At 61.9% G+C, this 15,086-nt stretch carries 10 protein-coding genes, 3 tRNA genes and 3 pseudogenes; 4 read left to right on the top strand and 12 right to left on the bottom strand.

The features are described 5' to 3' along the window. Nucleotides 1-87: 87 nt before the first annotated feature. Nucleotides 88-2,283: pseudogene (locus tag ACQKPE_RS14745) on the bottom strand (CarD family transcriptional regulator); the annotation flags it as partial. A gap of 167 nt (nucleotides 2,284-2,450) precedes the next feature. On the opposite strand from ACQKPE_RS14745, the gene ACQKPE_RS14740 reads away from it, so the two are divergent. The 3 genes and pseudogenes from ACQKPE_RS14740 to ACQKPE_RS14730 all read left to right on the top strand — a co-directional run. Further along, nucleotides 2,451-3,914, top strand: coding sequence for a glyceraldehyde-3-phosphate dehydrogenase (locus tag ACQKPE_RS14740; RefSeq protein WP_427666922.1), 1,464 nt, complete (start codon nucleotides 2,451-2,453; stop codon nucleotides 3,912-3,914). 80 nt (nucleotides 3,915-3,994) lie between these two features. Continuing rightward, nucleotides 3,995-4,999 (top strand): FAD:protein FMN transferase, encoded by a 1,005-nt coding sequence (locus ACQKPE_RS14735; protein ID WP_427666920.1) that lies wholly within the window; start codon nucleotides 3,995-3,997, stop codon nucleotides 4,997-4,999. Nucleotides 5,000-5,200: 201 nt separating this feature from the next. Beyond that, a pseudogene (locus tag ACQKPE_RS14730) lies at nucleotides 5,201-5,791 on the top strand (FAD-dependent oxidoreductase); the annotation flags it as partial. On the opposite strand, the pseudogene ACQKPE_RS14725 reads toward ACQKPE_RS14730, so the two are convergent. From ACQKPE_RS14725 to ACQKPE_RS14690, 8 genes and pseudogenes are all read right to left on the bottom strand, one after another. Then, nucleotides 5,773-6,294, bottom strand: a pseudogene (locus ACQKPE_RS14725) (LON peptidase substrate-binding domain-containing protein); the annotation flags it as partial. The pseudogenes ACQKPE_RS14730 and ACQKPE_RS14725 overlap by 19 nt on opposite strands. A gap of 152 nt (nucleotides 6,295-6,446) precedes the next feature. Then, a complete protein-coding gene (gene clpX, locus ACQKPE_RS14720) occupies nucleotides 6,447-7,730 on the bottom strand; it encodes an ATP-dependent Clp protease ATP-binding subunit ClpX (protein WP_427666918.1) in 1,284 nt (427 codons plus the stop codon). 108 nt (nucleotides 7,731-7,838) lie between these two features. Beyond that, complete coding sequence (clpP, locus tag ACQKPE_RS14715) at nucleotides 7,839-8,480, bottom strand: ATP-dependent Clp endopeptidase proteolytic subunit ClpP (protein WP_427666916.1); 642 nt, start codon at nucleotides 8,478-8,480, stop codon at nucleotides 7,839-7,841. Nucleotides 8,481-8,571: 91 nt separating this feature from the next. Next, on the bottom strand, nucleotides 8,572-9,885 hold the full coding sequence (tig, locus tag ACQKPE_RS14710) for a trigger factor (protein WP_427666914.1): 1,314 nt from the start codon (nucleotides 9,883-9,885) through the stop codon (nucleotides 8,572-8,574). 247 nt (nucleotides 9,886-10,132) lie between these two features. Then, the gene (locus ACQKPE_RS14705; protein ID WP_427666912.1) at nucleotides 10,133-10,429 is read right to left on the bottom strand and encodes a DUF6388 family protein; all 297 of its coding nucleotides are present in this window, start codon (nucleotides 10,427-10,429) and stop codon (nucleotides 10,133-10,135) included. Nucleotides 10,430-10,640: 211 nt separating this feature from the next. Then, nucleotides 10,641-10,725, bottom strand: a tRNA-Leu gene (locus ACQKPE_RS14700). 56 nt (nucleotides 10,726-10,781) lie between these two features. Continuing rightward, nucleotides 10,782-10,857, bottom strand: a tRNA-His gene (locus tag ACQKPE_RS14695). 50 nt (nucleotides 10,858-10,907) lie between these two features. Next, nucleotides 10,908-10,984 (bottom strand) — tRNA-Arg (locus ACQKPE_RS14690). A 288-nt stretch (nucleotides 10,985-11,272) separates the two neighbouring features. Here ACQKPE_RS14690 and folD point away from each other — a divergent pair. Further along, nucleotides 11,273-12,127 carry a bifunctional methylenetetrahydrofolate dehydrogenase/methenyltetrahydrofolate cyclohydrolase FolD gene (folD, locus tag ACQKPE_RS14685; RefSeq protein WP_427666911.1) on the top strand — a complete coding sequence of 285 codons (855 nt, stop codon included), beginning with the start codon at nucleotides 11,273-11,275 and terminating at the stop codon, nucleotides 12,125-12,127. A gap of 95 nt (nucleotides 12,128-12,222) precedes the next feature. On the opposite strand, the gene ACQKPE_RS14680 is transcribed toward folD, so the two are convergent. From ACQKPE_RS14680 to ACQKPE_RS14670, 3 genes are read right to left on the bottom strand one after another with little or no spacing between them, the layout of a single operon-like run. After that, nucleotides 12,223-13,962, bottom strand: coding sequence for a carbohydrate ABC transporter substrate-binding protein (locus ACQKPE_RS14680; RefSeq protein WP_427666909.1), 1,740 nt, complete (start codon nucleotides 13,960-13,962; stop codon nucleotides 12,223-12,225). 36 nt (nucleotides 13,963-13,998) lie between these two features. After that, complete coding sequence (locus ACQKPE_RS14675; RefSeq protein WP_427666907.1) at nucleotides 13,999-14,271, bottom strand: DUF2160 domain-containing protein; 273 nt, start codon at nucleotides 14,269-14,271, stop codon at nucleotides 13,999-14,001. Between the two features lie 12 nt (nucleotides 14,272-14,283). Next, a complete protein-coding gene (locus ACQKPE_RS14670; RefSeq protein WP_375100769.1) occupies nucleotides 14,284-15,084 on the bottom strand; it encodes a carbohydrate ABC transporter permease in 801 nt (266 codons plus the stop codon). Between the last annotated feature and the right edge of the window lie 2 nt (nucleotides 15,085-15,086).

Genomic DNA, 15,086 nt, shown 5'->3' with positions numbered 1-15,086 from the left:
CCCGCAAGACATCGCGACCGAGCAAATCGCGCTGCACTACACCCAGCGGGCTACCGCCGGGCTGATCATTTCCGAAGGCACGCCCATTTCCCGCGTGATCGCCAGGCCCAGGTCCTTGAAGCGTACATCGTCCTGCACCAGTTTGTGGGTGCCGATGAGGATGTCGATCTTGCCTTCGGCCAGGTCCGCCGCCGCACTGCTGATTTCCTTGGCCGACTTGAAGCGGCTCATCACCTCGACCTTCACCGGCCATTCGGCGAAGCGGTCGCGAAAGCTGTTGTAGTGCTGCTGGGCGAGCAGGGTGGTGGGCACCAGCACGGCCACCTGGCGGCCGCTGTGCACGGCGATGAACGCCGCGCGCATGGCCACTTCGGTCTTGCCGAAGCCCACGTCGCCGCACACCAGGCGGTCCATCGGCTTGCCGGCCAGCATGTCCAGGCGCACCGCCTCGATGGCGGCTTGCTGGTCTGGGGTTTCCTCGAAAGGGAAGCCGGCGCTGAAGGTGGCGTAGTCGGCAGCCGGGTCGGCGAAGGCGTGGCCCTTGCGTGCAGCGCGGCGGGCATAGATGTCGAGCAGTTCGGCGGCGACGTCGCGCACCTGCTCGGCGGCCTTGCGCTTGGCTTTCTGCCAGGCTTCCGAGCCCAGTCGGTGCAGCGGCGCCAGGGCGTCGTCGCTGCCCGTGTAGCGTGCGATCAGGTGCAGGTTGGCCACCGGTACGTACAGCTTGGCGCCTTCGGCGTACTCCAGGGTGAGGAATTCGGCGGCCTGGCCGTCGATTTCCAGGGTGGCCAGGCCCAGGTAGCGGCCTACGCCGTGGTCGATGTGCACTACCGGCGCGCCTTCGCGCAGCTCGGTGAGGTTCTTGATGACCGCGTCGTTGGCGGCCTCGCCGCGTTTTTCGCGGCGGCGGCGCTGCATCACGCGCTGGCCGAACAGCGGGCTCTCGGCCACCAGGGCCAGGGCCGGGTCGTCCAGCAGCAGGCCATCGTCCAGTGGGGCGATGGTGATGGCCAGGCGCTCCTTGCCGGTAACGAAGTCGTTCCAACCCTCGACGGTCTGTGGGCGCAGCTTCAGGCGTTCGAGCAGCTCCAGCAGCACTTCGCGGCGGCCCGCCGACTCGGCTGTGAACAGCACGCGGCCAGGGAACTGGTCGAGGAAGTTGGCCAGTTCGGCCAGCGGCTGGTTGGCCTTGGCCTCGATGGCCAGGTTCGGCAGGGCGCGGGCCGGGAAGCGCTCGCGGCCGGCGCCGGGCTCGACATCGTCGGCACCCACCACCACGCGCGGCCACTGCTTGAGGCGGGCGAAACAGTCTTCGACCGGCATGAACAGCTCGGCGGGAGGCAGCAGCGGGCGGGTGAGGTCGCCGCGGCGCTCTTCATAGCGCCCGCGCACGTCGTTCCAGAAGTGCTCGGCGGCCTGCTCGACGCCCGGCAGCGAGAACACCTGGGTGTTGCTCGGCAGGTAGTCGAACAGGGTGGCGGTTTCTTCGAAGAACAGCGGCAAGTAGTACTCGATGCCGGCGGGAATGATGCCGCTGGTCAGGTCCTGGAAGATCGCGCTGCGGCGAAAATCCACGTCGAAACGTTCACGGAAGCGCGCCTTGAAGCGCGTTACTTCCTCTTTCTGCATGGGGAATTCGCGGGCCGGCAGCAGGCGCACCGAGTCGACCTTGTCGATCGAGCGCTGGGTCTCCGGGTCGAAGGTGCGCAGGGTCTCGATCTCGTCGTCGAACAAATCGATGCGGTAGGGCAGCTTGCTGCCCATCGGGAACAGGTCGATCAGGGCACCGCGCACGGCGAACTCGCCATGTTCGTAGACCGTGTCGACGCAGCGGTAGCCGCTGGCTTCCAGGCGCGTGCGCATCTGCTCGACGTCGACTTTCTGGCCCACGTCCAGCACCAGGCTGCTGCCCAGCAGGAAACGCGTGGGCGCCAGGCGGTGCAGGGCGGTGGTCACCGGCACCACGAGGATGCCGTGGTCCAGCTCCGGCAGCCGGTACAGGCTGGCGATACGCTGGGAGATGATGTCCTGGTGCGGCGAGAACAGGTCGTAGGGCAGGGTTTCCCAGTCTGGGAACGGCAGCACGGGCAGCTCCGGAGCGAAGAACCGCAGCTCCTGCTCGAGACGGTCGGCAGCCTGGCTGTCAGCGGTCAATAGCAGGGTGAAGCGGCCCGCGCTGCTGGCAGCTTCGGCAATGGCCAGGCTGAGGGCGGCACCAGGCAGGTTGCCCCAGGTTTGCTTGCCGGCGGTGGCCGACAGTTTCGGTAGGCGCAGAACTGACACGGGAGATTGGACTCCAAGCGTTGCGGCAAAGAGATCAATTGTACCGGCGAGAGTGCCTGCTGTCAGGCTTGCAAGGGCCTGGCGAGGAGTGTTCACGACGGCGACAGGCGCTCATTGCCGGTTACGCGTCGGGGCGTCATAATGTAGCCCCTTTTTTCTCCCCCTACATGTGGAAGGTTCCCGTGACTCAGAAGCCCGACCAGTGTCTTGGTGAGTGGATCGATCGTGAAGCCCTGGCTGAAGCGATGATCCCGCTTATCGGTCAGCTCTACCGCAACAACAACGTGGTGAGCTCGATCTATGGCCGCAGCCTGATCAACCGTTCGGTTATCTCGATCCTCAAAGCCCACCGCTTTGCGCGTCACCGTCAAACCGACGAGACCGAACTGTCCGTACACGAGACATTCCCCCTGCTCAAGGCCATGAGCGAGCTGAAACTGGGCGCCGCTTCGGTCGACCTGGGCAAGCTGGCCAACAAGTTCAAGCAGGAAGGCAACGGCAAGACTGCCGAGCAGTTCGTCCGTGAAGAGCTGGCCGAAGTGGTTGGTCAGCAGAACGCCTCGGCACGCAAAGGCACCGACGTGGTGCTGTACGGCTTCGGTCGCATTGGCCGCCTGCTGGCGCGCATCCTGATCGAAAAAACCGGTGGCGGCGACGGCCTGCGCCTGCGCGCCATCGTCGTGCGCAAGGGCGCCGAGAACGACCTGGTCAAGCGCGCCAGCCTGCTGCGTCGCGACTCGGTGCACGGTCCGTTCGACGGCACCATCGTCATCGACGAAGAAAACAACACCATCACCGCCAACGGCAACCTGATCCAGGTGATCTACGCCAAGAGCCCAAGCGAAGTCGACTACACCCAGTACGGCATCCAGAACGCTCTGATCGTCGACAACACCGGTGTATGGCGTGACGCCGACGGCCTGGGCCAGCACCTGGCCTGCCCGGGCGCTGCCCGCGTGATCCTCACCGCACCGGGCAAGGGCGCGCTGAAGAACATCGTGCACGGCATCAACCACGGTGACATCACTGCCGAAGACAAGATCATCTCCGCCGCCTCCTGCACCACCAACGCCATCGTGCCGGTGCTCAAGGCCATCAATGATCAGTACGGCATCGTCAACGGCCACGTCGAAACCGTTCACTCGTTCACCAACGACCAGAACCTGATCGACAACTTCCACAAGGGCAGCCGTCGTGGCCGCGCCGCGCCGCTGAACATGGTCATCACCGAGACCGGTGCCGCCACCGCAGCCGCCAAGGCGCTGCCGGTGCTCAAAGGCAAGCTGACCGGTAACGCGATTCGCGTGCCTACGCCGAACGTGTCCATGGCCATCCTGAACCTGAACCTGGAAAAGCCGACCAGCCGCGACGAGATCAACGAGTACCTGCGCCAGACCGCCATGCACTCGGAACTGCACAAGCAGATCGACTACGTCAGCTCCCAGGAAGTGGTCTCCACCGACTTCGTCGGCAGCCGCCACGCCGGTGTGGTTGACGCCGAGGCGACCATCGCCAACGACAACCGCGTTGTACTGTACGTTTGGTACGACAACGAGTTTGGCTACAGCTGCCAGGTTGTTCGCGTGATGGAAGACATGGCCGGTGTGAACCCGCCAGCGTTTCCACGTTGATACGCTTGTAAGGCAATGAAAAAACGGGAACCTTCGGGTTCCCGTTTTTTTTCGATGATTTTTTGCAGGCGCCAGAGAGCTTGAGTTTACGCATAGCCTTGTTGTTCACCCTGATACTGCTCTCAGCCTGCGACCAGCACCCCACCCTGGAGCGCCTGGGCGGCCCGACCATGGGCAGCAGCTACAGCATCCAGTATGTGCGCGAGCCCGATGGCCCGCCGCCGGAGCAGGTGCGCCAGGCCGTCGAGGCGATCTTGCAGGATATTGACCAGCGTTACTCCACCTACCGTGGCGACTCGGTGGTCAGCCGCTTCAACCAACTGCCCGCCAACCATTGCCTGGCCGTCCCTGGCGACATGCTCGAACTGGTCGGTTTCGGCCAGCAGTTGGCCGAGCAGAGCGAAGGCGCCTTCGACCTCAGCATCGAGCCGCTGCTCGACCTGTGGGGCTTCGGCCCCCAGGCGCGCCAGGAACAAGTGCCCGACCCGCAAACCCAGGCCCTGGTGCAGCAGCGCGTGAATTACCGCCAGTTGCGCATGGAAGGCTCCCAGCTGTGCAAGAACGCCCCCTTGGCCCTGGACTTCAACAGCATCGCCGCAGGCCAGGCGGTCGACCTGATCGCCCAACGGCTAGAGGCCATGGGCATCGCCAGCTACCTCGCCGAAGCCACGGGCGAGCTCAAGGCGGTGGGGCGCAAGCCTGATGGCAGCCCGTGGCGAATAGCGTTGGAGTTGCCCCGCGAAGACCTGCAGATCGCCCGCCAGGTCATCGCCATCGATGGCCTTTCAGTATCGACCTCGGGTGACTATCGCAACTATTTCGAGCAGAATGGCCAGCGCTATTCGCACACCTTCGATGCCCGCCAGGGGCGCCCGGTGGCCCATGCGTTGGCCTCGGTCACGGTGCTGGACCGCTCGGCGCGCGTCGCTGATGGCTATTCGACGCTATTGTTGATACTCGGCCCTGAACGCGCCTGGGATTTCGCCATCGCCCACGGCATTGCCGCCGTGCTGGTGACCCGGGTAGAAGGTGGTTTCGTCTCCCGTTCCACGCCCGGTTTCGCGCAGGCGGTGAAAGGCGAGTGAAAGGCAATGCACGGATGATCGCCACCACGGAAACGGTGAAAAGACATGTAGCGCAGGCAAAGTTGGCCTACGACGCGACCAAGGGTTAATGTGCGCGGCGTTCACGCTTGATTAGACTGCACCCGAATTTTTTCATGGCGCCCCGGCGACATGATCGAGCCCCGCGGCACTTGTCCGCGGGCCAGTTCTGAAGGAGTACGCATGGCTGTCTACAACTACGACGTAGTGGTGCTGGGTTCCGGCCCCGCCGGAGAAGGTGCGGCAATGAACGCCGCCAAAGCGGGGCGCAAGGTCGCGATGGTCGACAACCGTCGCCAGGTCGGCGGCAACTGCACCCACTTGGGCACCATCCCGTCCAAGGCACTGCGTCACTCGGTGCGGCAGATCATGCAGTTCAACACCAACCCGATGTTCCGCGCCATCGGCGAGCCGCGCTGGTTCTCCTTCCCCGACGTGCTGAAAAGCGCCGAGAAAGTGATTTCCAAGCAGGTCGCCTCGCGCACCGGCTACTACGCGCGCAACCGTGTCGATGTGTTCGTCGGCACTGGCAGCTTCGCCGACGAGCAGACCGTCGAGGTGGTGTGCGACAACGGTGTGCTGGAGAAGCTCAACGCCAAGCACATCATCATCGCCACCGGCTCGCGCCCATACCGCCCGGCCGATATCGACTTCCACCACCCGCGTGTCTACGACAGCGACACCATCCTCAGCCTCAGCCACACCCCGCGCAAGCTGATCGTCTACGGCGCCGGGGTGATCGGTTGCGAATACGCCTCGATCTTCAGCGGCATGTGTGCGGCCATGGTATCAACCAGGCGGCCAGGCTCATCGATGCTGTTGAGCGAGGACAGCACTTCGGCCGGAACCTTCTTGCCCAACTGCACGTATTGCTCGAACTGCGACAGCAGGCTGCGCACGAATACTTCGGACTCGCGCTCGGCCGCCTCGACTTCGTCGATCAACGCGACTTCGGCACGCACGTGCCCGTCGACTTCGGTGAAGCGTTCGACCGCACCGCGTTGCTCGCCCTCGACCAGCACCTTGACGGTGCCATCGGGCAGCTTGAGCAATTGCAGGACGGTGGCAATGGTGCCAACGCGGTACAGGGCGTCTTCGCCCGGATCATCGTCGGCGGGGTTCTTCTGGGCCAGCAGGAGGATCTGCTTTTCGCCCGTCATCGCGGCCTCGAGGGCTTCGATGGACTTCTCGCGTCCCACGAACAGCGGGATGACCATGTGCGGGTAGACTACGACATCGCGCAATGGCAAAAGAGGCAAGTCGAGGGTGGTCTTCATGATTTCGCCTCTACAGCGGCCTTATGGCCGGAAACCGGTGGAAATGATGCTTGGGCCTAATGTGGGGGCAGGTCCGCAAAATTACAAGCGTTGACGCCAGAAAAGCAGAAGGGGCCCGTAGGCCCCTTTCCTTGACGCATCGCCGAGCCCAATCAGGCGTCGGGCGCAGCCTTCGCTTGCGGCTCGCTGTTCTCGTAGATCAGCAGCGGTTGCGAGGTGCCCTCGATGACGCTCTCGTCGATCACCACCTTGCTGACATCCTTCGCAGAAGGAATCTCGTACATGGTGTCGAGCAACACACCCTCGAGGATCGAACGCAGGCCACGGGCACCAGTTTTGCGCTCCAAGGCCTTGCGAGCAACGGCCTTGAGCGCATCGCTGCGGAACTCGAGGTCGACGCTTTCCATCTCGAACAGCCTGGCGTACTGCTTGGTGAGGGCGTTCTTCGGCTCGGTAAGAATCTGCATCAGCGCAGCCTCGTCGAGCTCGTCGAGAGTTGCCAGCACCGGCAGGCGGCCAACGAATTCCGGAATCAGACCAAACTTGACCAGGTCATCCGGCTCGACCTCACGCAGGGACTCACCAACCTTCTTGCCTTCTTCCTTGCTGCGCACCTCGGCACCAAAACCGATACCACCCTTGGTGGAGCGATTCTGGATGACTTTTTCCAGGCCCGAGAAGGCGCCGCCGCAGATGAACAGGATGTTGCGCGTATCGACCTGCAGGAACTCCTGCTGCGGGTGCTTGCGACCACCCTGCGGCGGCACGGAGGCAACGGTGCCCTCGATCAGCTTCAACAGCGCCTGCTGCACGCCCTCGCCCGAGACGTCGCGGGTGATGGACGGGTTGTCCGACTTGCGCGAGATCTTGTCGATCTCATCGATGTAGACAATGCCCATCTGGGCCTTTTCCACGTCGTAGTCGCACTTTTGCAGCAGCTTCTGAATGATGTTCTCGACGTCCTCACCTACATAACCGGCTTCGGTCAGGGTGGTGGCGTCGGCGATGGTGAAAGGTACATTCAACAGGCGTGCCAGGGTTTCGGCGAGCAGGGTCTTGCCCGAGCCGGTGGGCCCGATCAGCAGGATGTTGCTCTTGCCGAGTTCGACTTCGTCGCCCTTCTTGTCACGCTGGTTCAGGCGCTTGTAGTGGTTGTACACCGCTACCGAGAGCACCTTCTTGGCGCGCTCCTGACCAATGACATACTGGTCCAGGATTCCGCTGATTTCTTTCGGCGAAGGCAATTTGTGCGCGCTGCTTTCGGCCTGGGCTTCCTGCACCTCCTCACGGATGATGTCATTGCACAGGTCGACGCACTCGTCGCAGATAAATACCGAGGGCCCGGCAATCAATTTGCGCACTTCGTGCTGGCTTTTGCCGCAGAAGGAGCAATAGAGCAATTTGCCGTTGTCCTCGCCGTTACGGGTGTCAGTCATTCGATCGATCCAATCCGGTAGGCTTGCAACACAAGATGAAGGCAATTGCGGGCTTTTTCAAGTCCACAGGTAGGCGCTTTCAGCGCCCACCTGCTCTGGCGCCTGGCTTCAGAGCGCCATTTTCCGCTTGTCGTAGACAGAGTCGATGAGACCGTACTCTTTCGCGCGATCAGCACTCATGAAGTTGTCACGCTCGGTGTCGCGCTTGATGGTGTCCAGATCCTGACCGGTGTGCTCGGCAAGCAGCCTGTTCAGGTTAGCCTTGATGCTGAGGATTTCCTGAGCATGGATCTCGATATCGGTCGCCTGGCCCTGGAAGCCGCCCAGCGGCTGGTGGATCATCACCCGCGAGTTCGGCAGGCAGTGACGCTTGCCCTTTTCGCCAGCAGCCAACAGGAAGGCGCCCATGCTGCAGGCCTGGCCAACACAGATGGTGGAGACATCCGGCTTGATGAACTGCATGGTGTCGTAGATCGACATGCCGGCGGTAACGGAACCGCCCGGCGAGTTGATGTAGAGATGGATATCCTTTTCCGGGTTTTCCGCTTCCAGGAACAGCAGTTGCGCCACTACCAGGTTGGCCATGTAGTCCTCTACAGGACCCACCAGGAAGATTACTCGCTCCTTCAACAGGCGCGAATAGATGTCGTAGGCTCGCTCGCCACGGGCGGACTGCTCGACAACCATCGGGACCAGGCCGCCTGCGGCCTGGATGTCAGAACTCTGCTGAATATAAGAATTGCGGGACATGTCCTGCACTCACTCCCAAATAGTCATGGCTTCAATAACGCACAAGCCAGCGCGAAGGCTGGCTTGTGGGGGTTCTTACGAGAGTAGCAAATCACTCAGCTTCGGCAGGAGCCTGTGCTGGTTTGACGGCTTCTTCGTACGAGACCGACTTGTCGGTCACAGTCGCTTTCTGCAGGACAGTATCTACAACTTGCTCTTCCAGCACAACCGAACGAACCTCGTTCAGTTGCTGGTCGTTCTTGTAGTACCAGGCGATGACCTGCTCGGGCTCCTGGTAGGCCGAGGCCATTTCCTCGATCATCTCGCGGACCTTGGCGTCGTCCGGCTTCAGCTCGAACTGCTTGACCACTTCAGCGACGATCAGGCCCAGCACCACACGGCGCTTGGCTTGCTCTTCGAACAGTTCGGCCGGCAGTTGTTCAGGCTTGATGTTGCCACCGAACTGCTGAACAGCCTGCACGCGCAGACGGTTGACTTCGTTCTCCAGCAGCGCCTTCGGCACTTCGATCGGGTTGGCGGCCAGCAGACCGTCCATGACCTGGTTCTTGACCTTGGCCTTGATCGCCTGGCGCAGCTCACGCTCCATGTTCTTGCGAACTTCGGTACGGAAACCTTCCAGGGTCGATTCCTTGATGCCGAACTGGGTGAAGAACGCTTCATTCAGCTCAGGCAGCACAGGTGCGGAAACACTGTTGACGGTGATGGTGAACTCGGCGGCCTTGTTGGCCAGGTCCAGGTTCTGGTAGTCCTCGGGGAAGGTCACGTTGACGACGCGCTCTTCGCCAGCCTTGGCGCCGACCAGGCCAGCTTCGAAGCCTGGGATCATGCGGCCGGAACCCAGTACCAGCTGGGTGCCCTTGGCCGAGCCGCCAGCAAAGGCCTCGCCATCGATCTTGCCGACGAAGTCGATGTTGACCTGGTCGTCGTCCTGCGCAGCGCGCTCGACGGCTTCGAAGCGCACGTTCTGCTTGCGCAGCACTTCCAGCATGTTGTCCAGGTCAGCGTCAGCCACTTCGGCGCTCAGGCGCTCGATGCTGATCGACTCGAAACCGGCAACCGAGAATTCCGGGAAGACTTCGAAGATGGCAACGAACTCGAGGTCCTTGCCCTTTTCGAACGACTTGGGCTCGACAGCCGGGGCGCCAGCCGGGTTCAGCTTCTGCTCGACCACGGCTTCGTAGAAGGAGGCCTGGACCAGGTCACCGAAGGCTTCCTGGCGGGCAGCGTCTTCGTAGCGCTGACGGATCACGCTCATTGGCACCTTGCCCGGACGGAAGCCGGCAACTTTGGCGCGCTTGGCAGTCTGCTGCAGACGCTTGTTGACTTCGGTCTCGACGCGCTCGGCCGGAACGGCGATGGTCATGCGGCGCTCGAGAGCGGAAGTGTTTTCAACAGAAACTTGCATGGATATTCCTCGTTGCACAGACGTTAGCCGGCGATAACCCGACTCCAGAATCAAGGGCGAATATTCTAGTGACTCGCACACCAGAAGTCACCCCACCCTGGACGATGGGAAACCTCACCGGTCGATTTCATTCAAAGGCCCGTGGCAAAGCGCACGAACCTGGCAAGTTAAAGGCTGCGAGCAGCATCGCCGCCACGCACCGGTAAAAAATTGTCAAACAACCACGCCCTGAAAACCACTCTTTCTATTAAGGGTCGATTTCGTTGAACTGGCAGTATTCCTCCCACTCCATCCCTAGCGCCTCGGCAACCTCGCGATGGGTCTCCAGGCGCATGGCCTGCAACTGCTCGGGGGTTTCGGCGATCAACTGCAACGCCAGCTCCCAGGGCTCGATGCCCTGCTCCTGCGCTGCATCCTCGAACGCCCATTCGATCTGCTGGGCCTGCTCGCGCGCGTCCAGCTCGCGGATCTCATCGAGCAGTTGCGGGTTGGCCTCGGCGAAACGCTGCAATGCCAAGGCCTGGCGTGCTTCTTTGGCAATCATTTGAGTATTCCTGGCACGACCCTCTGGGCCGACGATTCAACCGGCTGAAATCTAACAGCTTTTGAGTGTTGCGCAACAGAGGCCGAAGACGAGGGATAGCTCGATTGAAGCCGATCCCTATATAAAGGAAGGCACAGAAACAAAAAATGCCGCACGAGGCGGCATTTTCAGACGCTTCCATGCTGCATTGGCAGTCGATGAAAGCAAGAGATGGTGCGGACGAAGAGACTCGAACTCTTACAGCTTGCGCCGCTGGAACCTAAATCCAGTGTGTCTACCAATTTCACCACGTCCGCGTGGATCGCTTAAAACAAAGGCGCCCGATTATACAATCAAGGCGCCTTCGAGAATATGGGGTGGACGATGGGAATCGAACCCACGACAACTGGAATCACAATCCAGCGCTCTACCAACTGAGCTACGCCCACCATATTGCGGCATTGCGTTACATCTTCACTTGCGTGCCTAAGCTGCCTAATGGCGCACCCGGCAGGACTCGAACCTGCGACCATCCGCTTAGAAGGCGGATGCTCTATCCAGCTGAGCTACGGGCGCATATTCAATCTGCTTTCTGTTAGGATTGCAAATCAACTTTTAGCCGTACCGAACAAGCTAACAAATCCGCTCATTCTGCCTGACCTTGCTAACCAGTGCTAGGCTCTGCCCGACAAGTGCGACGAATTTTATAGACGAGCCCCAAGGTCGTCAACACATTTTTCAAAAAAATTTAAATTATTTAAGGGGTTAGGGGATTTGCCCGACCACCCGCCTTTGCCCTCGGGCCGTGTCGTGCGAGAATGCGCCCTCTTTTATGTTCCCTTCTCGATGGTTAATCACGCGTCTATGACTGCACACCTTATCGATGGCAAGGCGATCGCCGCCAACCTGCGCAAGCAGATCGCCCAACGTGTCGTGGAGCGCCGCCAGCAAGGCCTGCGTACACCAGGCCTGGCGGTGATCCTGGTCGGCACCGACCCCGCCTCCCAAGTCTATGTCTCGCACAAGCGCAAGGACTGCGAGGAAGTCGGCTTCATCTCGCAAGCCTTCGACCTGCCCAGCGATACCACGCAGCAAGCCCTGACCGACCTGATCGACCGCCTGAACGACGACCCGGCCGTCGATGGCATCCTGCTGCAACTGCCACTGCCCGCGCACCTGGACGCCTCGCTGCTGCTCGAGCGCATCCGCCCGGACAAAGACGTCGACGGCTTCCACCCCTACAACATTGGTCGCCTGGCCCAGCGTATCCCGCTGCTGCGCCCCTGCACCCCGAAAGGCATCATGACCCTGCTGCAAAGCACCGGGCAGGACCTGTACGGGATGAACGCGGTGATCGTCGGCGCCTCGAACATCGTCGGCCGCCCCATGGCCATGGAACTGCTGCTGGCCGGTTGCACCGTGACCGTGTGCCACCGCTTCACCCAGGACCTGGCTGGCCACGTTGGTCGTGCCGACCTGGTGGTGGTGGCCGCTGGCAAGCCGGGGCTGGTCAAGGGTGAGTGGGTCAAGGAAGGCGCCATCGTCATCGACGTGGGCATCAACCGCCAGGAAGACGGTAAGCTGGTGGGCGATGTGGTGTACGAAACCGCCCTGCCCCGTGCCGGCTGGATCACCCCGGTACCGGGTGGCGTCGGGCCGATGACCCGGGCGTGCTTGCTGGAGAACACGCTGTATGCGGCTGAAGAGCTGCATAAGTAAGCACTGCACACGCTGGATTTAGCCTCCAGCGGCACAATGGAAAACGGCACCTTTCGAGGTGCCGTTTTTTTTGCGAACGCGCCTGCGCGATCAACTCACTTGCGCGCCTCCTCCCACGACTTGAGCAGGTCGGCGTAGTTCACCGTCTCGCCCTTGGGCTTCTCGTTGGCCAGTTTGGGCTTCGGCGCGCCTGGCTGGTCGAACCAGTACTGCGCGTCCTTTTCCGGGTTGAGCTTCGGCGCACAGGTGGCCTGGGCATTGGAGCGCTGCAAACGTTCGAGCATGCGGTCCTGGTCGCGAGCCAGGGCGTCGAGCGCCTCCTGCGGGCTCTTCTCGCCGCTGGACACCGCGGCAATATGGCTCCACCACAATTGCGCAAGCCGTGGATAGTCAGGCACGTTGGTGCCGGTCGGGGTCCACTGCACGCGCGCCGGGCTGCGGTAGAACTCCACCAAGCCGCCGAGCTTGGGCGCCATCTCGGTCATGGCCTGGGAATTGATATCCGACTCACGAATCGGCGTCAGGCCGACGATGGTCTTCTTCAGCGACACCGTCTTCGACGTCACGAACTGCGCGTACAGCCAAGCGGCCAAGCGCTGCTTCTCGGGGGTGGACTTGAAGAAGGTCCAGGAACCAGTGTCCTGGTAGCCGAGCTTCATCCCCTCCTCCCAGTACGGCCCCTTGGGCGACGGCGCCATGCGCCATTTCGGCGTGCCATCGGCATTGACTACCGGCAGCCCCGGCTTGGTCATGTCGGCGGTGAAGGCCGTGTACCAGAAGATCTGCTGGGCGATATTGCCCTGGGCCGGCACCGGGCCTGCCTCGGAGAAGGTCATGCCCTGGGCTTCCTTCGGTGCGTAGGCGCGCATCCAGTCCACGTATTTCTGGGTGGCGAACACCGCCGCCGGGCCGTTGGTGTCGCCACCGCGGGTGACACTGGAGCCCACCGGGTGGCAGTCCTCCACGCGAATGCCCCACTCATCCACCGGCAGGCCGTTGGGCAGCCCCTTGTCGCCGCCACCGGCCATGGAGAACCAGGCATCGGTGAAGCGCCAGCCCAGCGATGGGTCCTTCTTGCCGTAGTCCATGTGCCCGTACACACGCTTGCCGTCGATTTCCTTGACGTCCTCGGTGAAGAACTTGGCGATGTCCTCATAGGCCGACCAGTTCACCGGCACGCCCAGCTCGTAGCCGTACTTTTCCTTGAACTTGGCTTTCAGGTCCGGCCGCTCGAACCAGTCGGCGCGGAACCAGTAGAGGTTGGCGAACTGCTGGTCAGGCAGTTGGTAGACCTTGCCATCAGGCGCGGTGGTGAAGGAAATGCCGATGAAGTCCTTCAGGTCCAGGGTTGGCGAGGTGTAGTCCTTGCCTTCATTGGCCATCAGGTCAGTGATCGATTGCACCTTGCCATAGCGGAAATGGGTACCGATCAAGTCGGAGTCGTTCACCCAGCCGTCGTAGATGTTCTTGTCAGACTGCATCTGGGTTTGCAGCTTCTCCACCACATCGCCTTCCTGCAGCAGGTCGTGGGTCAGCTGGATGCCGGTGATTTCGCTGAAGGCCTTGGCCAGCACCTTGGACTCGTACTCGTGAGTGGTGATGGTTTCCGACACCACGTTGATCTTCATCCCACGAAACGGTTCGGCAGCCTTGATGAACCACTTGAGTTCGGCCAACTGCTGCTCGGCGCTGAGGGTGGACGGCTTGAACTCGCTGCCGATCCATTTCTTGGCCGCATCTTCGTACTGGTCGGCCCAGGCCGTACCGTGCAGGCCGGCGAGCACCAGCAGTGCGGCCAGGGTCAAATGTCGCGGTTTCTTGTCGTTATCGAACATTGTGAACTCCCTATTGAATTGATCCACCACGCCGGCCTAACCCCAGCGCAGCACCACCACGAGCCAGGCCAGCGACAGCAGCGAGGCCACCCACAAGGGCCAGTCGCTGAGCCCGACTACCGCAAGGTGCAGATAGGCGCTGGCCAGCAGGCCGATGAACAGCCGGTCGCCACGGGTGGTGACGATCGGCAGGAAACCACGGCGCTCCAGGCAAGGGCGCCGCAGCTCGAACACGGTCATGCAACTCAACAACAGCCCCACGGCGGCGAAGAACAGCGCCGTGGGCAGGGTCCAGGCCATCCACTCCATTGCCTTGCCTCCTTACACCCGGCCCAGGGCAAAGCCCTTGGCCACATGGTTGCGTACGAACCAGATCACCAGCATGCCAGGCAGGATGGTCAACACCCCGGCGGCCGCCAGCACGCCCCAATCGATACCCGAGGCCGACACGGTGCGGGTCATCACCGCCGCGATGGGCTTGGCGTCCACCGAGGTCAGGGTGCGCGCCAGCAGCAGTTCGACCCACGAGAACATGAAGCAGAAGAACGCCGTCACGCCGATGCCGGGGCCGATCAGCGGCACGAAGATCTTCACGAAGAAGCGCGGGAAGCTGTACCCGTCGATGTAGGCGGTTTCGTCGATTTCCTTCGGCACCCCGGACATGAAGCCTTCGAGAATCCACACCGCCAGCGGCACGTTGAACAGGCAGTGGGCCAGGGCCACGGCGATGTGGGTGTCGAACAGGCCGATGGACGAATACAGCTGGAAGAAAGGCAGCAGGAACACTGCCGGCGGCGCCATGCGGTTGGTGAGAAGCCAGAAGAACAGGTGCCGGTCGCCGAGGAAGCGGTAGCGCGAGAAGGCGTAGGCCGCAGGCAACGCCACGGCCAGCGAAATCACGGTGTTCAGGCACACGTAGTACAGCGAATTGAGGTAGCCGTTGTACCAGCTGGGGTCGGTGAAGATCACCCGGTAGTTGTCCAGGGTAAAGGCATGCGGCCACAAGGTCAGGCCGCCGAGGATCTCGGTGTTGCTCTTGAACGACATGTTCAGCAGCCAGTAGATCGGCACCAACAGGAAGAAGAAGTACAGTAGCAGCGGTACGGTCTTGCGCAGGGTCATGG

Origin of the sequence: Pseudomonas sp. NPDC089554 (genome assembly GCF_050280645.1) — a bacterium.
Taxonomy (GTDB): Bacteria; Pseudomonadota; Gammaproteobacteria; order Pseudomonadales; family Pseudomonadaceae; genus Aquipseudomonas.
The sequence above is the reverse complement of the archived record's forward strand: the minus strand, read 5'-3'. Positions and strand labels throughout refer to the sequence as shown.

Excerpts from the sequence above, each read along its gene's own strand:
- ACQKPE_RS14670 (WP_375100769.1), bottom strand. The coding sequence starts at position 15,084 with ATGACCCTGCGCAAGACCGTACCGCTGCTACTGTACTTCTTCTTCCTG.
- ACQKPE_RS14705 (WP_427666912.1), bottom strand. The coding sequence starts at position 10,429 with ATGATTGCCAAAGAAGCACGCCAGGCCTTGGCATTGCAGCGTTTCGCC.
- folD (WP_427666911.1), top strand. The coding sequence starts at position 11,273 with ATGACTGCACACCTTATCGATGGCAAGGCGATCGCCGCCAACCTGCGC.
- clpP (WP_427666916.1), bottom strand. The coding sequence starts at position 8,480 with ATGTCCCGCAATTCTTATATTCAGCAGAGTTCTGACATCCAGGCCGCA.
- ACQKPE_RS14680 (WP_427666909.1), bottom strand. The coding sequence starts at position 13,962 with ATGTTCGATAACGACAAGAAACCGCGACATTTGACCCTGGCCGCACTG.
- ACQKPE_RS14740 (WP_427666922.1), top strand. The coding sequence starts at position 2,451 with ATGTGGAAGGTTCCCGTGACTCAGAAGCCCGACCAGTGTCTTGGTGAG.
- ACQKPE_RS14675 (WP_427666907.1), bottom strand. The coding sequence starts at position 14,271 with ATGGAGTGGATGGCCTGGACCCTGCCCACGGCGCTGTTCTTCGCCGCC.
- clpX (WP_427666918.1), bottom strand. The coding sequence starts at position 7,730 with ATGACTGACACCCGTAACGGCGAGGACAACGGCAAATTGCTCTATTGC.
- tig (WP_427666914.1), bottom strand. The coding sequence starts at position 9,885 with ATGCAAGTTTCTGTTGAAAACACTTCCGCTCTCGAGCGCCGCATGACC.